Source organism: Methylobacterium aquaticum (genome assembly GCF_016804325.1).
Lineage (GTDB): Bacteria > Pseudomonadota > Alphaproteobacteria > Rhizobiales > Beijerinckiaceae > Methylobacterium > Methylobacterium aquaticum_C.
Map to the genome: position 1 here is coordinate 6,002,526 of NZ_CP043627.1, position 18,230 is coordinate 6,020,755.

26 protein-coding genes are annotated in these 18,230 nt (G+C 70.0%); 22 read left to right on the forward strand and 4 right to left on the reverse strand.

The window, feature by feature from the left end:
- Positions 1-19 precede the first annotated feature (19 nt).
- A complete protein-coding gene (locus F1D61_RS27555) occupies positions 20-796 on the forward strand; it encodes a response regulator (protein ID WP_203155255.1) in 777 nt (258 codons plus the stop codon).
- On the forward strand, positions 793-2,085 hold the full coding sequence (locus F1D61_RS27560; RefSeq protein ID WP_246775569.1) for a sensor histidine kinase: 1,293 nt from the start codon (positions 793-795) through the stop codon (positions 2,083-2,085). The genes F1D61_RS27555 and F1D61_RS27560 overlap by 4 nt, the downstream gene beginning before the upstream one ends.
- A 16-nt stretch (positions 2,086-2,101) precedes the next feature.
- On the opposite strand, the gene F1D61_RS27565 is transcribed toward F1D61_RS27560, so the two are convergent.
- Entirely contained in the window at positions 2,102-3,694 is a 1,593-nt protein-coding gene (locus F1D61_RS27565; RefSeq protein WP_203155257.1) for an ATP-binding cassette domain-containing protein, read from the reverse strand.
- Positions 3,695-3,850: 156 nt separating this feature from the next.
- On the opposite strand from F1D61_RS27565, the gene F1D61_RS27570 reads away from it, so the two are divergent.
- The 8 genes from F1D61_RS27570 (at position 3,851) to F1D61_RS27605 (ending at position 9,940) form a co-directional block, all read left to right on the forward strand.
- A complete protein-coding gene (locus tag F1D61_RS27570; protein ID WP_203155258.1) occupies positions 3,851-4,417 on the forward strand; it encodes a TetR/AcrR family transcriptional regulator in 567 nt (188 codons plus the stop codon).
- Positions 4,418-4,472: 55 nt separating this feature from the next.
- Complete coding sequence (locus tag F1D61_RS27575) at positions 4,473-5,213, forward strand: SDR family NAD(P)-dependent oxidoreductase (RefSeq protein WP_432443327.1); 741 nt, start codon at positions 4,473-4,475, stop codon at positions 5,211-5,213.
- 147 nt (positions 5,214-5,360) lie between these two features.
- Positions 5,361-5,777, forward strand: a complete 417-nt coding sequence (locus F1D61_RS27580) for an organic hydroperoxide resistance protein (protein ID WP_135414706.1) — start codon at positions 5,361-5,363, stop codon at positions 5,775-5,777.
- A 54-nt stretch (positions 5,778-5,831) separates the two neighbouring features.
- Positions 5,832-6,866 (forward strand): alpha/beta fold hydrolase, encoded by a 1,035-nt coding sequence (locus F1D61_RS27585; RefSeq protein WP_203155259.1) that lies wholly within the window; start codon positions 5,832-5,834, stop codon positions 6,864-6,866.
- Positions 6,856-7,374, forward strand: coding sequence for a cytochrome P460 family protein (locus tag F1D61_RS27590; RefSeq protein WP_203155260.1), 519 nt, complete (start codon positions 6,856-6,858; stop codon positions 7,372-7,374). The genes F1D61_RS27585 and F1D61_RS27590 overlap by 11 nt, the downstream gene beginning before the upstream one ends.
- Before the next feature lie 160 nt (positions 7,375-7,534).
- On the forward strand, positions 7,535-8,611 hold the full coding sequence (locus tag F1D61_RS27595) for an adenylate/guanylate cyclase domain-containing protein (RefSeq protein WP_135414709.1): 1,077 nt from the start codon (positions 7,535-7,537) through the stop codon (positions 8,609-8,611).
- A gap of 430 nt (positions 8,612-9,041) precedes the next feature.
- Positions 9,042-9,365: a hypothetical protein gene (locus F1D61_RS27600; protein WP_203155261.1), complete on the forward strand. Its 324-nt coding sequence runs from the start codon at positions 9,042-9,044 to the stop codon at positions 9,363-9,365.
- A 296-nt stretch (positions 9,366-9,661) separates the two neighbouring features.
- The gene (locus F1D61_RS27605) at positions 9,662-9,940 is read left to right on the forward strand and encodes a hypothetical protein (RefSeq protein ID WP_203155262.1); all 279 of its coding nucleotides are present in this window, start codon (positions 9,662-9,664) and stop codon (positions 9,938-9,940) included.
- 170 nt (positions 9,941-10,110) lie between these two features.
- On the opposite strand, the gene F1D61_RS27610 is transcribed toward F1D61_RS27605, so the two are convergent.
- Entirely contained in the window at positions 10,111-10,662 is a 552-nt protein-coding gene (locus tag F1D61_RS27610; protein WP_203155263.1) for a hypothetical protein, read from the reverse strand.
- A gap of 77 nt (positions 10,663-10,739) precedes the next feature.
- Positions 10,740-11,297 (reverse strand): hypothetical protein, encoded by a 558-nt coding sequence (locus F1D61_RS27615; RefSeq protein WP_203155264.1) that lies wholly within the window; start codon positions 11,295-11,297, stop codon positions 10,740-10,742.
- A 127-nt stretch (positions 11,298-11,424) separates the two neighbouring features.
- Between F1D61_RS27615 and F1D61_RS27620 the strand changes: the two genes are divergently transcribed.
- The 12 genes from F1D61_RS27620 to F1D61_RS27675 all read left to right on the forward strand — a co-directional run bounded on the left by F1D61_RS27620 (position 11,425) and on the right by F1D61_RS27675 (position 17,464).
- The gene (locus tag F1D61_RS27620; RefSeq protein WP_203155265.1) at positions 11,425-11,634 is read left to right on the forward strand and encodes a hypothetical protein; all 210 of its coding nucleotides are present in this window, start codon (positions 11,425-11,427) and stop codon (positions 11,632-11,634) included.
- Positions 11,627-12,037, forward strand: coding sequence for a hypothetical protein (locus tag F1D61_RS27625; protein ID WP_203155266.1), 411 nt, complete (start codon positions 11,627-11,629; stop codon positions 12,035-12,037). Before F1D61_RS27620 ends, F1D61_RS27625 begins: the two co-directional genes overlap by 8 nt.
- A complete protein-coding gene (locus F1D61_RS27630) occupies positions 12,034-12,357 on the forward strand; it encodes a hypothetical protein (RefSeq protein ID WP_203155267.1) in 324 nt (107 codons plus the stop codon). Before F1D61_RS27625 ends, F1D61_RS27630 begins: the two co-directional genes overlap by 4 nt.
- Entirely contained in the window at positions 12,354-12,605 is a 252-nt protein-coding gene (locus F1D61_RS27635; protein WP_203155268.1) for a hypothetical protein, read from the forward strand. Before F1D61_RS27630 ends, F1D61_RS27635 begins: the two co-directional genes overlap by 4 nt.
- Before the next feature lie 73 nt (positions 12,606-12,678).
- Entirely contained in the window at positions 12,679-14,451 is a 1,773-nt protein-coding gene (locus F1D61_RS27640) for a ParB/RepB/Spo0J family partition protein (protein ID WP_203155269.1), read from the forward strand.
- Between the two features lie 79 nt (positions 14,452-14,530).
- Complete coding sequence (locus tag F1D61_RS27645; RefSeq protein WP_203155270.1) at positions 14,531-14,893, forward strand: hypothetical protein; 363 nt, start codon at positions 14,531-14,533, stop codon at positions 14,891-14,893.
- Between the two features lie 241 nt (positions 14,894-15,134).
- A complete protein-coding gene (locus tag F1D61_RS27650; RefSeq protein WP_203155271.1) occupies positions 15,135-15,539 on the forward strand; it encodes a hypothetical protein in 405 nt (134 codons plus the stop codon).
- Positions 15,532-15,810: a hypothetical protein gene (locus tag F1D61_RS27655; RefSeq protein WP_203155272.1), complete on the forward strand. Its 279-nt coding sequence runs from the start codon at positions 15,532-15,534 to the stop codon at positions 15,808-15,810. The genes F1D61_RS27650 and F1D61_RS27655 overlap by 8 nt, the downstream gene beginning before the upstream one ends.
- 71 nt (positions 15,811-15,881) lie before the next feature.
- Positions 15,882-16,295, forward strand: coding sequence for a hypothetical protein (locus F1D61_RS27660; protein WP_203155273.1), 414 nt, complete (start codon positions 15,882-15,884; stop codon positions 16,293-16,295).
- 123 nt (positions 16,296-16,418) lie between these two features.
- A complete protein-coding gene (locus F1D61_RS27665) occupies positions 16,419-16,847 on the forward strand; it encodes a hypothetical protein (protein WP_203155274.1) in 429 nt (142 codons plus the stop codon).
- A 12-nt stretch (positions 16,848-16,859) separates the two neighbouring features.
- On the forward strand, positions 16,860-17,159 hold the full coding sequence (locus F1D61_RS27670; protein WP_203155275.1) for a hypothetical protein: 300 nt from the start codon (positions 16,860-16,862) through the stop codon (positions 17,157-17,159).
- A gap of 2 nt (positions 17,160-17,161) precedes the next feature.
- The gene (locus F1D61_RS27675) at positions 17,162-17,464 is read left to right on the forward strand and encodes a hypothetical protein (protein WP_203159315.1); all 303 of its coding nucleotides are present in this window, start codon (positions 17,162-17,164) and stop codon (positions 17,462-17,464) included.
- 49 nt (positions 17,465-17,513) lie between these two features.
- Here F1D61_RS27675 and F1D61_RS27680 read toward each other — a convergent pair whose 3' ends face one another.
- On the reverse strand, positions 17,514-18,119 hold the full coding sequence (locus F1D61_RS27680) for a metallophosphoesterase (RefSeq protein ID WP_203155276.1): 606 nt from the start codon (positions 18,117-18,119) through the stop codon (positions 17,514-17,516).
- Positions 18,120-18,230 lie beyond the last annotated feature (111 nt).

The following is an 18,230-nucleotide window of genomic DNA, read 5'->3' on the forward strand; positions in this document are numbered from 1 at the left end:
CGAAAAGGGGACGGGAACCGTGGAGCACATCGATCACGTGCTGGTCGTCGACGACGATCGCGAGATCCGCGAGATGGTCTCGGGCTACCTCAGGAAGAACGGCCTGCGGGTGAGTCTGGCCGCCGACGGCCGTCAGATGCGGTCCTTCCTCGAGGCGGACCGGGTCGACCTCGTGGTGCTCGACATCATGATGCCGGGGGACGACGGCCTCGTCCTGTGCCGGGAGCTGCGGGCGGGCCGGCACAGGACGACGCCGGTGCTGATGCTGACGGCGCGCAGCGACGAGACCGACCGGATCGTCGGCCTGGAGATGGGCGCGGACGACTACCTGGTGAAGCCGTTCTCGGCCCGCGAGCTGCTCGCCCGGATCAAGGCGGTCCTGCGGCGGACCCGGATGCTGCCTCCGAACCTCCAGGTGACCGAGGCCGGCCGCCTCGTCGCCTTCGGCGCCTGGCGGCTCGACACGACCGCCCGCCACCTGCTCGACGAAGCCGGCACAGTCGTGCCCCTGAGCGGCGCCGAGTACCGACTGCTGCGCGTCCTGCTCGACCACCCCCAGCGGGTTCTCTCGCGCGACCAGCTCCTCAACCTCACGCAGGGCCGCGAGGCCGAGCTGTTCGACCGCTCGATCGACCTCCTGGTCAGCCGCCTGCGCCAGCGCCTGCAGGACGACGCCCGCGAGCCGGCCTACATCAAGACAGTGCGCAGCGAGGGCTATGTGCTGGCGATGCCGGTCGTCATCGCGCAGGCTCGCGACGAATGGTCGGTTGCCGCCGCGCAGGCGCGCGACGGATGAGGCCGCGCCTGCCGGGCAGCTTGGGCAGCCGCCTCTTCCTGATCCTGCTCGCCGGGCTCCTGTGCGGGCAGGGGCTGGCCTTCGCGATCATGCTCCTGGAACGGGACCAGTCGGCGCGGGCGGTCATGCTGACGACGCTCCAGCGCGACGTCGCCGTTGCGGTCGCCCTGCTGGATCGTCTTCCGGCCGAGGAGAGGGCCGGGTGGTTGCCGCTGCTCGACCGGCCGACCTATCGCTACGAGCTCGGTCCCGGCGCGGCCGGAACGCTTGGCCTCCCGTCCCGGGCGCGGATGATCGCGGACGAGATCCGCATTGCCCTGGCGCCACGCTTCCCCGTTCGGTTCGACACGGTGCCGGCGCCGACCGAGCGACTGCAGGGGCACACCGTGCTCGCCGACGGCGCGGAACTCACCATCGACGTGCGGCCGGCGATGCGGCCGGCCGCGTCGTGGCTGCCGGTGGCCCTGGGCGTGCAGCTCCTCGCGCTGGCGGCCTGCGTCGGGCTCGCCGTCCGGCTGGCGGTGCGCCCGCTAGCCCGGTTCGCCGAGGCTGCCGACCGGCTGGAGCCCGGCCGGCCCGCGACCCGCTTCACGGAGGCCGGGCCGGACGAGGTCGCGCGCGCAGGACGAGCCTTCAACGCGCTGCAGGCTCGCATCGCTCGCCACCTCGACGAGCGCGTGCGCATCCTGGCGGCGATCTCCCACGACCTCCAGACCCCGATCACCCGGATGCGGCTGCGGGTCGAGACGGGCGCCGAGGGGCCCGACCAGGATCGGCTGCTGGCTGATCTCGACGAGGTCGAGGCACTGGTGCGCGAGGGCATCGCCTATGCCCGCAGCGTGCACGGCGACGTCGAGCCGACGGCCCGCCTCGACCTGCGCGCCTTCATCGAGAGCCTCGTCTTCGATTACCAGGACGCCGGTCGGGACGTGACCCTCACCGCCCTGGTCGACGCCACGGTGGCGACGCGCCCCCAGGCCCTGCGTCGCATCCTCACGAACCTGATCGACAATGCCCTGCGCTACGCCGGCCGAGCCGAGATCGACGTGCGGGCGAGGGAGGGCCGGCTCGCCATCGCGGTGCTGGACCGTGGGCCCGGCATCCCGGCGGACAAGCTTGAGGCGGTGCTGCTGCCCTTCGTGAGACTGGAGGAGTCGCGCAACCGCGACACCGGCGGCACCGGGCTAGGCCTCGCCATCGCCGACCAACTCGCCGCCGCGCTCGGCGGCAAGCTCACCTTAAGCAACCGCGCGGGCGGCGGTCTCGAAGCCATCGTGACGCTCGCCTGAACGCGCCTCGCGCAGGTCATTCGGCGGGATCGTCGAGGCCGACGCGCCGCGTGATCCGCAAGGCCCCGAGGAACGCCTCGTCGTGGCTGACGACCAGGAGCGCGCCGTCGTAGCCGGCAAGCCCCGCCTCCAGCGCCTCGACCGCTTCCAGGTCGAGGTGGTTGGTCGGCTCGTCGAGGATCAGGAGCTGGGGTGGCGCCGCATCGCCAAGCACGCAGGCTAGCGCCGCCCGGACCTGCTGGCCGCCGCTCAGAGCCGAGACGGTCCGGTCGGCGGCAGCGGCGCGGAACTGGAACCGCGCCAAGGCCGCCCGGCACCCGTTCGCGTCCTCTCCCGGATTGAGGCGCGCGAAGTTCTCCGCCACAGTCCGGTCGCGGTCGAGCAGGCCGAGGCGCTGGTCGAGCAGGGCGGCGCGCACGCCGACTGATACCCGTCCCGACCACGGGCTGAGGCGGCCCGCGACAATGGCGAGCAGGGTCGACTTGCCCGATCCGTTGCATCCGCCCAAAGCGACGCGCTCAGGTCCCGTGATCGCCAAAGACAGGCCGGTCAGGACAGGCTGCCCCGGCCGGTAGCCGGCCGTCACGTCCTCGATCGCGAGGACCTGACGGTCGGCGTGAAGGCCGCTCGGCGGGACTGCGAGGACGGCCGGCTTCACCGACGCGATCCGGTTGCGCGTCCGCGCCAGGTCGGACTCTGCGAAGGCTCGCTGCCGCTCGGCCAGGCGCGCGCTCCCGCCGGCCGTCCGTTCGGCGTTGTCCCGGCGTGCCCCGGCGAGGAGGCGGGGAAGGTCGCCCCGCGCGGCGCGGCGGCTTCCGGCCGCGTCGCGGCGCTGCTGGCGCTCGATAGTCTCCTGTGCGCGACGAGCGGAGTCTGCCGCCCGCTTCTCGGCCAGCGCAAGGTCGTTCTCGGCCGCGGCTAGGTGCGCTGCCTTCGCCTGGCGATAGGCCTCGAAGCCGCCCGCATAGCGCTGGGCCCCCGTTGGTTCGAAGTCCACGATGGCATCCATCGCGTCCAGCAGGCATCGGTCGTGGCTGACCACAACCGCGCCGCCGCGCCAGCCCCGCAGCACTGCGTGGACTGCCCGCCGCCCGTCGCGATCGAGGTCGTTGGTCGGTTCGTCGAGAAGCAGGAAGTCCGGTCGCGCGCAGATCGCCGCTGCGAGCGCCGCCCGGGCGCGCTGCCCACCGGACAGGCGGGACAGCGTCGTCCCAGGGCTTACCGGCACACCCATCCGGGCTAGCGCCTCGGTCACCCGCTCCTCGAGTGTCCAGTCGGCCGCGGCGAGCTCGTCGGCTGCGGCTGCCCCCGCCTCGGCGCGGCGCAGCAGCGCCAAGCCCGCAGTCGCCCCGAACAGATCGGCGACGGTCTCGTCCGGATTGAGGCACGCGAATTGGCGGAGAAGCGCGACGGTCCCGCCGCGGACGATCCGGCCGGAGGTAGGCTGCAGCCGCTCCGCCAGGAGGCCGAGCAGCGTGCTCTTGCCGGCCCCGTTGCGGCCGACGACGCCCGTCCGCTCCTGCGCGAAGCTGGCGGAGAGATCCGAGAGGACGATGCGCCCGTCAGGCGCCGACCAAGTGACGTTCAGGAGGGAGAGCTGAGCGGGCATGCGGTGAGACGGTCCTGGCAGCAAGGCGGGAGGGCATTGCAGTCAGGATCTGTCTCATCGGCGTCGCGGCTCCGGCTGTCGGTCCCTGGTCGGACCGACGAGAGATATGCGCGATTGATATTGACTGTTCATTCAAAAATGCAATATGGGTCCAGCATGGCAAGGGCGAAGGCATTCGATCCAGACACGGCGCTCGACGCGGCGATCGACGTGTTCCGGGAACACGGCTTCGACGGCACATCAGCGGACATGCTCGTCGAGGCAATGGGAATCGGGCGCCAGAGCCTCTACAACACGTTCGGCGACAAGTGGCGCCTCTACCAGGCGGCGCTCCAGCGGTACAACATCCTGGAGGGGCACGCGCATGTGGCTGCGCTGAGGACCCCGACAAGGGCCGTCGACGGGCTGCGCGCGATGATGGAGCGGGTCGTCGACGAGGCACGCAAGCCCTGCCTGGGTGTCGGCGCCATCTGCGAGTTCGGAAATTCCAAGCCGGAAGTCGGAAAGATCAACGCGGCAGCCGACCGGATCCTCCGCGCGGCCATCGGCGCGCGCATTCGCGAGGCACAGGCCGACGGCGACGTCTCGACGGATCTGCAGCCCGACGAGGTGGTCGACTTTCTCATTGCCGCTTTCGCGGGCATCCGGGTCGCCGCCCGGGGCGGAGCTGATGTGATCAGGCTGGAGGCCCTGGGCCGCACGGCGTTACGGGCGCTGAGATAGCGCCCCCTTTTTTTGTTCCGTTATGGACTGAACGTTCCAGAAAGAGGAGTGAATGATGATATTGAACCATCGTGGAGCCCGGAAGACCGCCCTCGTGTTCGGCGGATCGCGCGGGATTGGCGCAGCCATCGTGTCGCGACTCGCCGAGGATGGCCACGCGGTCGCCTTCACTTTCGCCTCGCGCGCCGACGCGGCGGAGGCGCTGAGCGAAGCTGTTCGCGCCAGGGGCGGGGAAGCCCATGCACTTTGCGCAGACAGCGCCGATCCGGCCGCGATCCGCGACGCCGTACGTGCGGCGACCGAGAACTTGGGATCCCTCGACGTCGTCGTGGTCAATGCCGGGGTGATGAGGCTCGGGACCATCGACGCGGTGCCCCTCGATGACCTCGACCTGATGATCGACGTCAACGTGCGCGGCGTCTTCCTGTCGATTCAGGCTGCTCTGCCGCACATTCCCGATGGCGGCCGGGTCGTCACCATCGGCAGTTGCGTGGCGCTCCGGACCGGCATGCCTGGGGCGAGCGTTTACCAGTTCACCAAGTCCGCCGTCGCCGGCATGGTGAAGGGGCTCGCGCTCGATCTTGCGCCGCGGCGGATCACCATCAACAACGTCCAGCCCGGTCCGACGGACACCGACATCAATGCGGGTGCCGTCGAGATGCTTTCCGAGCGGAGCCCGTTGCGACGCGTCGCCGCCCCGTCGGAGGTCGCCGGCTTCGTGTCCTATCTCGCGCGGGCCGAGGCCGGCTTCGTCACGGGGGCAAGCCTCACCATCGACGGCGGCTTCACGCTCTGAACGCTCACCCGTCAGAGCATCGTACATCCGCTTACAAAAACGGCCTTCGAGCACACACTCGGCACAAAAACTGACGGCTTACTGCGACCGACCCATTCCGCCGAACATCCTTCGCGATGTCCGGCTGGCCAGGAGGAGCGTCGATCCATGAACAAGACCGCGAACAACCTGTACACGGCCCATGTCCATACGGTGGGAGGGCGCGAGGGAACGGCGCGCAGCCTGGACGGCCGGCTCGACGTACGGCTGTCCCGCCCCGGAAGCGCTGGTGAGGGAACCAACCCGGAGCAGCTCTTCGCGGCCGGCTGGTCCGCCTGCTTCGAGGGCGCGATGGTACGTGCGGCGAGGACGCTCGACGTTACGCTTCCCCAACCGCCGAGCATCGATGCCGAGATCGGGCTCAACCAGGGCGAGGACGGCTTTTTCCTCAGTGCCCGCCTGACGATCGACGTGCCCGGCCTCGACCGCGCCCTGACCGAGCAGGTCGTCGAGGCGGCGCACCGGATCTGCCCGTATTCGAAGGCGACCCGCGGACAAATCGACGTCGTGCTGATGGTCGCCTGAGGCTTGGTCGCCCGAATGGCGGAGGCGGACCATTCTTACAATCGGAGACTATACATGAGCGCAACATCGGAATTGGGGCGCCGCCAATTACTGCGGCACATCGGCACCGCGTTGGCTGCCGGCACGGTCACCGGGATCGTCCCTGCCGCGGCGCAGGGCACGACCCCTAGTGCGTCACCGGAGCCTCGCGCGTCGTTCGGACCGCTGAAGCGGGTCCGAGCCGGCGACCTTGAGGTCGCCTACGCCGAGGCCGGCCCGGCGGACGGCAAGCCGGTCCTGCTCCTGCACGGCTGGCCCTACGACATCCACAGCTACGCCGAGGTGGCGCCGGTGCTCGCGGGTGCGGGCTATCGCGTGCTGATTCCGTATCTGCGGGGCTACGGCGCGACCCGATTTCTCACGGATGCGACTCCGCGCAACGGCCAGCAAGCTGCACTCGCCCACGACGCGGTCGCCTTCCTCGACGCGCTGAAGATCGAGCGGACGCTCGTGGCGGGATGCGATTGGGGCGCGCGCACCGCCTGCATCCTCGCGGCTCTGTGGCCGGCCCGGTGTAAAGGGCTTGTCTCGGTAAGCGGCTATCTCATCGGCAGCCAGCAGGCCAACGCAATGCCGCTGCCGCCGAAGGCCGAGCTGCAGTGGTGGTACCAGTTCTACTTCGCCACCGAGCGGGGGCGTGAGGGCTACGCCCGCTACACCCGCGACTTCGCCCGACTGATCTGGGAGCTCGCCTCGCCGCAGTGGCGGTTCGACGACGCTACCTTCGCCCGCTCGGCCCTGGCCTTCGACAATCCCGACCACGTCGCGGTCTCGATCCACAATTACCGTTGGCGGCTCGGGCTGGCACAGGGCGAGGCTCGGTTCGACGAGACCGAGCGCAAGCTCGCCGCCTTCCCAACTATCGCAATTCCGACGATCACGCTTGAGGGCGACGCGAACGGCGCGCCCCATCCCGAGCCCGCGGCCTATGCCAGGAAGTTCTCCGGGCGCTACGAGCACCGCACGATCACCGGCGGCATCGGGCATAACCTTCCCCAGGAGGCGCCGCGGGCCTTCGCGCAAGCGGTGGTGGACGTCGATGGCTTTTGATCGTCACGCAAGCGGGCGGCGCGCCCTGCTCCTGTGTGCCGCCGCCGGCCTCGCCCTGGCCGCGGTACAGGCGTTCGGAGACGAGGCGAAGCCAGCCTCGCCGATCTACGGCATCACCGTTCCTGACGGATATCGCGATTGGCGCCTGATCGCCCCGGCCCTTGAGGATGCACCGCTGAACGAGCTGCGGGCGGTGCTCGGCAACGACGTCGCCGTGCAGGCGTACCGGACCGGCACGCTGCCGTTCCCGGACGGCAGTGTCCTGGTTAAGCTCGCCTGGAAGCGCACGCCCTCCGCCGAGTTCGATTCGGCGACGGTGCCGGGCCCCGCCACGACCGTGCAAGTCATGGTCAAGGACGCGGCGCGCTACCCGCAATCGGGCGGCTGGGGCTTCGGCCGCTTCATCGACGGCAAGCCCGTCGACGAGGCGCAGCACCAGACCTGCTTTGCCTGCCACGAGGCGCGGGTGAAGGAGCGCGATTTCGTCTTCACCCGCTACGCCCGTTGACCTTCGCGCGACGTGGCTGCGGTGGCTCAGCGCATCGCAGCATCATCTCGGACCCCAATCGATGGGACGGTTGCGTGCGGGAAATTTCCTGCGACCCATCAGTGGGTGGGATGCCCCGAAGCCGATCCGGCTCCGAGAACGCAACCGGGGTAGGTTATCGATGATCGATGGTACGACAACCGGATCGGGCGGGCTGCGATATACGAAGCCATCCTCTCACTCCGGTCTCTGGATCCTGGCGCCTACCGTAGGGGCGCTGGCAGGCCTAATCTACGGTCTTGCCTCCGATATCGAACCACTCGTCTCCGCCCTGCGCGGCGCCTTCATCGGCGCGCCCGTCCTCCTCTACGAGCGGGGCGTGCTGATGCGGCGGTGGCGCGACTGGAGCCGTCGCGCCGCGACGCCGGTCTTCGGACTGGCGACACTCGCGACCTACGTGGCGATGATCGTGTTCGGCAATGCGGTAGCCGGCACGATCCTCCATCACGGCTTCGGCTACATGGCGAACGCGCACGTTGCGATGAAGATGTCGGAGACTGGCTTTGCCTACGCTCTCGGGATCTCGGCACTGGTCACCTTCGTCCTGCGCGTGCGCGACCTGATGGGTCCGCGCGTCTTTGCCAGCCTGTTAGTCGGGCGCTACCACCGAGCGATCACCGAGGAGCGCATCTTCCTCTTCCTAGACGTGGCAGGCTCGACGCGCTTTGCCGAGGAGCACGGCGACCTCGCCGCCCAGACCTGGCTTGGGGCAATCTTCAACGCGCTCGCTCTGCCGGTCCGCCGCGCGAGCGGCTCGATCGACGACTACATCGGCGACATGGCTATGGTGAGCTGGTCGATGGAGCGCGGTCTGCGCGACGCGGCCTGCCTTGAATGCGTGTTCGACGTCCTACGTATCGTAGAAGCCGATGCCGGGCGATGGACCGCCCGCTTTGGCGAGGTTCCGAGGTTCCGAGCCGCGCTCCATTGCGGTCCCGTAGTGACGGCGGAGATCGGGCTCGAGCGGCGCAAGATCGCGTACTTCGGTGACACCCTGAACACGACAAGCCGGCTCGAAGGACTGGCAAAGGAACTCGGCGCTGAGATCGTCGTCTCGGGCGACCTCCTCGACCGCCTGGGGGACCTCCCTGGGCACATCCGCATATCCGAGTTCGGTGTCCGTGCCCTGCGGGGCCGCAAGGAGTCGCTGCGGATCGCGGCAGTCCACGTCCACAAGTCAGCAAAAATTGCCCCATAATCCTCGACGTAGCGACGTTAAGATCCGAGTGATTTATAATTTACCACACTAAGCTTCTGGTGGTACGGCTTTCTAGCGCAACGTCAAATAGGGTATCCATGTTGGGCTTCGAAGCTGCCATCCTGCTGGGCAGGTTACGCTTCTACGACACGGACTAGAAATAGTAATTTGTTCGCCGTAGCTATGGTCGCGGCACTAATTTGCTTTAAGCAATTAATATGAATAACTGCTATTATATAAAATTTTGTTATTTCGATACTTAACCATGAATCTACGGCATGCTTGATTGATTCAGAGATAGGCCGAAGGCAGCTTTTCTAATAACGACCAGATATGGCTCCTGGGGTGATCTTGCCGCTCGGCACCTGTCTTCTGAGCAGCCGCTACCCACCCCATGCGGTCCTTCGGTGGTGGCGGATTGAGGGTCCGCTTGGGGTCAGTAGTTCGCGCATCGATTGCTGGGACGGCTACCCGGCGGGGCTACCTCGGCCGGAACCAGACGGGTGCGAACTCGCGCCTGGGATCGGCCGCCAAGGCCGGCACCGCGGCCGCCGGGGCGGCGACGCTGACCCTGGCCCTGAAAGGCACGAACATCGGCACCGTCGCCTTCGCCGCGGGCAAGGCCGTGGCGACGTTCACGACGACCGGCGGCAACCCCTTCCTGATCAACGCCGGCGACGTCCTGACCCTCACGGCCCCGGCCACGCAGGACGCCGCCCTGGCGGACCTGGTGGGCTACGTCGCGGTGCAGTGACCGGCAGGGCCTAAAGCCGTCCCAGAAGTCGATCCGGGGCGGCCAAAGTCGGTTTGATCTTCCGTTACAGTCTGACGCTCGTGCGTTACGCGGTGCGGAGGTAACGGGGCGCCACACTGAGCATACGAACGCCATCCTCTACTGACGCTGTCGTCGGGGGCGTACGAACAGGGCGGGCAAATCGGGCCATCCACAAGCGCCCAGGGTCTCGGTAACCACGCCAGCACGAGGAGGCTGGACATCGATTCCGGGATCCCGATCTCCTGGACGTACGCCCAGCCGAGGAGGTCGCCCCGATGCCGTCTTACCACACCTCCGCCAACCAGGTTGCCGAGAGCTTCGACAACGTCCTGACCACGGGGGCCCTGGGCCTCGGGTCGGTTCTGATCGCGCAGCGGCTGGACCTGAACGCCGCCTACGCCGAGGCCGCCGTCATCCGTCGGCAGGCTGCGGTCGTCCGGGCCCGGCGCGTCGCGGCCGCCGTCGCCGCCGCCGCCGAGGTCCGCGCCGGTGACGACCGCCTGCGGGACGCTATCCTCAGGAAGGCCATCGCCGCCAAGCGCGCGCGGGGCTGAGACGGGCGCACGGAATGCCATCTCGGGCGCACGTGATGCTTTTTTGTGCGCACGCAGCAAGTATCAAGCTCTCTAAGCAAGAAAGACGCGGTTCTCGCAGATTTATTTCGGGCACGAAAAAGCCCGCCCTGGTCGCCCGGGGCGGGCTTCGTCTTGTCGGTGAGGCGCGATCAGGCGGCCTTGGGCAGCGGCTCGTCGATGAGGTCGTCGAGGACCTCGCGGAAGTGCGTGGTTCTGAAATCGTCCCCGTCCAGCGCCCGCTGCGCCTCGGCGGCCGCGGCGGCGGCGCGGGCCGCCTCGATGGCGCGGAACTGCGCAGGCGTCGGGGGCCGCGGCAGGGAGGGCAGCAGCCGCTCGCCGAGGAGATGCCGGCCGATGGTGGCGGGGTCGTTCTGCGACAGGGAGACTTGTTGATCGACGGAAAGGCCGTCGAGATACGCCCGCGCCGCGTCGTCGAGGACCCCGGCCGAGGCCTGGGGCTCGCCCGCCATATAAAGCATCGCGGCGCGGCCCCACTGCTCCGCCGGGGACGGCTCCTGCTCTACAGGCGCTGTCAGCTCGTGCGCAAGCTCGGCCTCGGCGTCCCCGACGGGATCGGGCGGGACGAGGGCCGTGCGGACCGCGCGCCAGATGAGCTTCCCGCCCTCGATGACCGGAACCAGTGTAACGCGTCCCATCGCGGCGAGCGCCCGGGCAGCGGCCGCAAAGATCGCCTTCAGCATGTGAAATCCCCTCTGTGGACTGACGCTCTTGAAGATGCCGCGGGTCGATGCATACGACACGCGCCATCCTCGGTACGTCACGCTAGCCCGAGGCTGACGGCCTCCTCGTACGTCACGGCGCGGGCCCATACGCACACGGGACCGGCTCGCGTCACGACGGCCACGTAGTCCTCCCCAGCCCAGTCGTAGACGACGCCAACTTCGTAGCTGTGGCGCTGGAACGTGAAGCGCGTCGGCTTCTCCGTCAGCCCGGCGCGGATGCAGCGCCGTCGCCACGCGCGCCGGGCCCCGCCCGCGGGATCGATTCGGTCCTCCGCCTCGACGAGGGGGATCTCCGCCACCGTCCCGTCCGCCTCCACGGCGTAGGCCCGCTGGGGGCTGCTGGACCGCGCCGAAGCGACGGCGACGACCGTCCCGGGCGCGAGCTCGTAGCGAGCCCGGCCGTCGCCATCGGCCTTCTCCACAGGACAAAAGCGCGCACCCAGCGCGAGGCGGTCTCCCTCTAGGACGGCCTCGCAGGCCTGCTCCCAGGCCGGGATGGCAAGGACTGGCGTCGCTGTCCTTGAAGGATCGATCATTCCGTCCTTCGATCGCCACCAAGTATCCATCATGTAATCCTTCGAAAGTCGCAGCATCGGCCTCGGGAACGATTTGCACGCAGAAGGGCCTCGTGCGTGCAAATCGTTTCCAACACCGAATTTGCCTTGACGGCTAAAATTGAAGCGCGCACGCTTTACATCGTCAATAGCCAAGGAGGCGTCGGTGACGGCGGAGGAAGTGCGGGCGCTGCTGCGGCAGCGCGTCGAGGCGGAGGGGAGCGCGAATGCGTGGGCGCGCCTCAACGGCGTGTCCCACGCCTACACGCTGGATGCCCTGGCTGGGCGCCGTCCGCCCGGGCCGGCGATCCTGTCGGCGTTGGGGCTCGAAAAGGCCGACGCCACATACCGCCCGGTGGAGGCGGTCCATGGATAAGTGGACGCACGGCCTCGCAGCCTTGGACGCCCGCCAGACCCGCGAACGGCTCTCCCGTCTGATGGACGAGTGCCGGTTCGTCGCCGTCGGCCTCGAATTCTACCAGGGCCAAGGCCTGCGCGATCAGGTCGCCTCGACGCAGCTCACGCTGGAGAGGGCCGCCAAGGCCGAGATCGAGCGCCTCGCGGGCATGCTGGCCGAGTACCGCTCGGGCCCGCCGCCGGAGCCCCCGCCCTACGACCCCTACGCTGCCGCCCGGGAGCGCGCCGAGGCGAAGGCCGCCGAGGTCGCCGAGGACGTGCTGGCGACGGAACCGGAATCCGCCCCGTCCGCGCCGTCCCGCCCGACGCTTCCCGTCCGGGGCGCCCGCCTTCCTCGCCTCACTCCGGGGAGGCCGGCATGACGCTGACGGAACGCCAGGTCCGCCAGCGGCTCGCCAAGGCCATTGAGGCGGCCGGGGGCCAGAAGGCCATCGCCGAGACCATGCCGATGCCCCTCGGGGCGGCGCGGACGGCCATCAGCAAGAGCCTCGGCGGTCGGCAGGCGACGCACCCCCTCGTCCTCGCCTACCTCGGCCTGCGCCGCGACCCGCGGACGGGCGGCATCCGCGACGATGCCCCGCCGGCCTCATCCTTCCAGTTCATCGCCGTCCAGGCCTCCGGCGAGGCCGGCGTGGCCGCAGCGGTCGCCCTCGCCGCCGCCGCCCTCGGGAGGGATTCGTGAGCGACATCGACGCCGTCCGCGAGGCCTACCGCCTCGGATACGAGCGCGGGACTTACGACAGCGGCGGAAGCCCCGTCGACGGCCCCCACTTCGCCTACGTCGAGGCCGCCGACTTGCAGCGGTGGCTCGGCGAGGAGCGGTGGCATGCCGAGTTCGCGCGGTTCCTCGGTCGCCCGCCGGCCGAGACGCCCGCGCCCGAAGCCAGGGCCCGGTTCACCGCCGGCGACCCCAACGAGATCCCGTTCTGAGGGCCTCCGTCGACGCGCCAGGCGACGGTGGCGCAACCCTCCCGTTTCACCCCCTCAATCGCAGGTGACCGCCATGCAGATCGCGCTTTCCTCCCTTCGTCCCGGCCACCACCCCGACGCGCCGGCCGGCGTCGTCAACGTCCGCAAGACCGGACGCGACGCCGGGCTCGAAGCCCTCGCCGCCTCCATCAATACCCTGGGGCTGATCCAGCCCCTCGTCGTCGTCCCGGGCGGCGACGGGTACCACTACGTCGTGGACGGCAACCGCCGTCACGCCGCCCTCGAAAGCCTCGTCGCGGCCGGGAAACTGGAACCGCACAGCAAGGTCCCGGCGACCGAGTGCGACGCCGGGATCGCCCGGGAGGCCGGGCTCGCCGCCAACATCAACCAGTCGCCGATGCACGAGGCCGACCAGGTCGAGGCCTACGCCGAGCTCCGGCGCGCCGGCATGAAGGAGAAGGACATCGCGGCCCGGTTCGGGCAGCCGGTCGCGCAGGTGCGGAAGCTGCTGGCCCTGGGCGGCGTCAGCCCCGCGGTGCTCGACGCTTGGCGTGCGGGCAAGGTCCGGGCCGAGGATGTCCGGACGTTCACGCTCGCCCCGTCCCACGCCGACCAGGATCGCGTGCTGGCTGCTGTCCTCAAGGACGGCCGCACTTGGTCGATCCGGGAGAAGCTCTGCCTTGACGGTTCCGTCGGGCACCTTCTCTCCTACGTCGGCGCCAAGGCCTACAAGGCCGCGGGCGGGACGGTCGTCGAGGACCTGTTCGGGGGCAGCGACGTCGTCAGCGACCGCGCGCTGCTGCAGCGCCTCGTCGACGAGCGCCTGGACGCCGAGTGCGAGCGCCGCGCCAAGGAAGGCTGGGGCTGGGCCGCCAAGGGGGCGGACCTGGCTCCGGGGTGGCGCTGGAGCTGGCCGCGGCTGAAGGACGGCCAGCGTCCGTTCTCGGCTGAGGAGCAGGCCCGGTACGACGAGCTCCAGGCATATCTTGATGCCGACGACGATGACGCGACGGACGAGGCCATCGCGGCCGCGCACGCCGAGGTCGCCGCCATCGAGGCCGCCGCCCGCATCCCCCTCGGCGCGGAGGACCGTGCCCGGTCCGGCGTCGTCGTGACGCTCGGCGCGGACGGCAAGATCGCCGTCGAGCCGTACGTCGTCCGGCCCGAGGACGTCCCGGCGAAGCCCGAGCCGGCTGCGCCGGCCGAACCCGAGGAGAAGGGACTGTCGTCGGCCCTGATCGACCGGCTCTCGGAACAGGCGACACGGGCGGTTCAGGCCACGCTGCCGTCGTCGCCGAAGGCGGGGCTCGCCATCCTCCTGGCTGGCGCCCTGTGCGAGCACCGTGGCGCGGGGCCGGTCCACGTCACGCTCGGCGGGCTCGGCGGCGCCCAGGCGCAGCTTCACAACACTGGCAGCTTCGATGCGGTCCTGGCCGGACTGCTTGCCCGTCCGGTCGACGAGCTCCTCGAAGTCGCGGCGGTCGTCGCCGGCCATGCGGTCAACCTCCACCACTACAACCGCTCGGCGCCGGCCACGCGTCCGTCAGCGTTGGCCCTGATGGGTGCCCTCGATCCGGACGCGATGAAGACCGCGCTGGATGACGCCTTCGACGGCGAGGGCTTCTTCAAGGCCGCGCCGAAGGGCGTGATCCTGCAGATCGTGGAGGAGGTCCTCGGCGAGGCGGAGGCCCGGCGCGTCAAGGACCATAAGAAGTCCGACCTCGTCCGGTTCGCGGTCGCCTCGGTCCTGCCGACGGGCTGGCTCCCGGCCGAGATCCGGCATCCGGGCTACGACGGCCCGGGATCGGCGCGGCCCGCCGAGCAGACCCTCGCCGCCGCGGCCTGAGGGGCTCCGTCGCGCGCCAGGCGGCAGTGGCGCACCCCCGATTCCTCCCCCTCCACCCCGGTTTCTCAGGAGCGCCACCGTGCGCCAGGTCCCCCTCGACATCGACGACACCGTCAACCTCAGTTCCGTCGACCTCGACGTCGCCACCGGCATCGCGATGTTCGACGGCGGAGCCTACGTCCGCTTCCTCCACGTGAAGGCGGCTCGCGAGTACACGGTCCCGCTCGCCTACGAGACGTCCCAGGCGGACGCGCTGCGCCTCGCCGCGGCGGTCATCGAGTGGGACACGGGCATGATGGAGCAGGCTGACGACCCGCTCCACGCCAAGGGCCCGAAGGTCCCCGCCCGGCAGGTCATCCGCTCGTTCCTGCCGCGCATGTTCCAGTGCGAGCTCCGCGACCTCTTCGTCGACACTTACGGCTACGCGGGGACGCTCCGTTGATGCGCGCCGTCCTCGCCCTGATCGCCGGAGGCCCCGGCCGCGTCTGCACCACCGCGGCCTTCGCCGTGACGTGCGCCTTCCTCCTCGCCGGCAGCGGCGGGGAGCTCCTCCGGGCGGCCTGGCACGCCTTCCTCTGGGCCGGGGGATTCGTCCTGGTCTGGGCCGTCCTTGCCATCGTCGGGAACGCCGCCGGCGTCGCCGACGGCGAGGCGGCCACCCCCGGCGCCCAAGGAGGCCGACCATGGCTGACGCCAGCAACATCTCGCCCGCCCCCTTCGACGGCGCGACGGTCTGGGCGACGCTTTCTCCCGAGGAGCAGGCACGCATCGGGGCGGTGGCCCTGGAGCTCGCCGTCGCAGGCGCCATCGCCGAGTATCTCCCGGGACCGGCCGAGCGGGCTGGCGCCGAGGCCCAGCGTTTAGCGCGCAAAGCCCTGGAAACCGCTGCGCTGAACGTCGACGGCATCGACCGGAAATGGGTCGACGTTGTGGGCGGAACGTCGCGGGTCCGCATCCCGTCCCTGGTCGGCCGCGTCTGCCTGACCTGCGGCTGCAGCCAGGAGGACCCCTGCGACGAGGGCTGCGGCTGGCACGATGCCGTGACCTGCACCGCCTGCGTCGGTTCCGGGGAGGCCGCCCATGGCTGACGCGACCGACCAGCCGACGATCTCGGACGAGCTCGGCGCCGCCTGGATAGCCGCCCGCTACGACGGCGGCGCCATGCCCGAGGTCGCCTTCCGCGTCATCGACGCGACCCGGCCGGCGAAACGCGGCGCGCCCCGCCCCGGACGCCGACCGCTTTCGAGGCCGCATTCTCCCGGGCTCGATCCCGGGGAACTCACCGCTGATAATCCGTTACATAGTATTGATCTCGCGTTACACTCGAAGAATGCGAGATTTATGCTGACTAATGCTTGACGACATCCATGGCCGCACGTATATGTCGGTCATGGGCAGGCACAGCCGCCCTACTGCAAGGAACATCCGCGATGACCGCCTACACCCAGATCAGCCCCGCCGCCCGCAACGCCGCCCTGGAGTGCGCCCGCGGCTCGTACCAGCGCGACCTGCTCGTCGGGGGCCATAGCTGGTCCGGCTCGACGCTCACCGGTCGCGCCGCCCGCTACGGTAGCAAGTACCGGACGAGCCGCGAGGAGCTCCTCGCCCGCCTCGAAGCGCACCCCGAGCTCGCCGTCGAGGAGCGTCTCGCCCGCCGCCGGACCGTCGCCATCGTGACCCGCGAGGAGGCCGCGGCCGCCGGCGGCGCCTACGCCCACATCGAGGCCGAGGCGGAGCGCCAGCGCGTCGAGCAGGAGCGCATCCAGGACGAGGCCCAGCGGATCGCCTTCCTGCAGCGCGTCGAGGAGTACCGCCTCGACATGGCCGCGCTGGCCGACATCTGACGCAACCGCCGGGGCGCGAGCCCCGGCCTCCCGCAGGTCTCCTCGCGAGGGGACCCGCCGGGGGCCGGATCGTCCATCCCCCATCGGGCAGGCGCCGCCGCCCGCAACCGCAGGAACTCCGCGATGACCACCAAGATCCACGTCCTGAAGCGGGCCCTGGCCCGCCGCGAGCGCGAGGAGGACTACGCCGCCTTCGCGCTCTCCCTCGCCGGTGGCAAGGCCATCCTGTTCCATGCCGAGCCCATCGAGGTCGTCGGCGGCGAATGGAAGCCGATCCCGGGAACCGGCTTGGAACTCGTCATCCGCGCCGCGACGTCGAACGACGCCTACGACGCCTACGACGCCTGGACGCGCCACGCCGAGGACGTCGGCGCCGGCGGCAAGTTCAGCGTGATGCTCACCTACATGCAGCCCGCCACGGAGGAGCGGCCCGCGGTCGAGATGCAGTCCCTCAAGGACATCGACCTCGACATGCTCGCGCTGCTCGACGAGCTCGGCGACATGTACGACGAGGACGTCGCCCTCGGCATTGCCATCCCCGGCGCTTTCTGAGGAGCCGCACCCATGATCGTCCGCGAGATCCCCGCCCGCTACCGCATCCCCGCCGTCGAGGCGGTCCAGCACGCCCTTCGCGACGCCGTCACCGTCGAGGACGCCCGCGCCCGCGTCGCGTTTTTCGACCTCTCCACGGGCCGCCGCCGGCCCGCGTGGTACCGCGAGGAGCGCCCCGACGACGCCCACGGCGCCACGCTCGTCTCGGGCGCCGTCCTGGCCTGGGGCCGGGTTTTCCCAGGCGAGCCGTGGGAGCTTTTTTACTGGGTCGACGCCGAGCGCGGCACCGTCGTCTGGAGGGAACGGAAGTGACGATGACGCCCGGCTTGCTCGCCAAGGCCGGCGAGGCCCTGACGGGCGACACGGAGGAGTGGTCCCGGGCGCTGGCCCGGGCCCTCGGGGCCTACCACCCCGACGGCGCGAGGGAGACGATAGACCCGCGCTCGGTCTCCCGGTGGCGGAACGGCTCCCTCGAAATCCTCCCCTGGGTCGAGGAGGCGCTGCCGCAGCTTCTCCGGGACCACGCCGCCGAACTGGAGGCCCACGCCGAGAGGATGCGGGAGGCGGCGGACGACATCGAGGACGAGCTCCGGCCACGAGGGCCACGCGAGATATAGCTTGAAACGCCGAAGGGCCCCCGGTTCGCCGCCGGGGGCCCTTCTCGTTTCAGGCGGGCTGCTGGCCCTTCCGCTTCTCGGCCCGGGCCCGCTCCTCCGGTTCCTCGGGCGTCGCCTCCATCCGGCCGATGACGTCCTCCAGGCGGGCCGGCGCGTAGCCCCAGACGTCGACGCCGACGTCACAGGACTGGCTCGTCCCGGGGAGCGTCCCGTGCGTGTGGCCGTGGACGTGCAGGGCGCCGTGGAACGACCCCGGCCAGGCTCTCAGCGGGTAATGATCGGCCACGACCTTCCGGCCCGCGGCGTGGATGGTAAGGCGTTCCTGAACGCTCTCCCAGGGGAGCGACGTCACCCTGGGGCGGTCGTGGTTTCCGACGACCAAGTGCTTCTTCCCGGGGAGCGCCGCGAAGATCTGCGCCGTCCGCTCCGGGGTGTGGCCCCACTCGAAGTCGCCCAGATGGACGACGGTGTCGGCAGGGCGGACGACGGCGTTCCAGGCCTCGATCAGGAGGCGGTCCATCTCGGCGACGTCGCGGAAGGGGCGGCCCGAATGGCCGATGCTTCCGGCGTGGCCGAAGTGGGTATCGCCCACGAGCCAGAGGGTGCCCTTCGAGGGCGTGAGATTGCGGTGGTGCGTGAGGGGAGAAGTCTTCATCAGGGCAGCCTCCTGTCGGAAGGGGGCTGCGCGCGCGGCGTCACGCCCCCGGGGGATGGGTCTCGGTCGGTTTGGGGCGGCGTATGCGTTTCACGGTGGGCCTCCATCAGT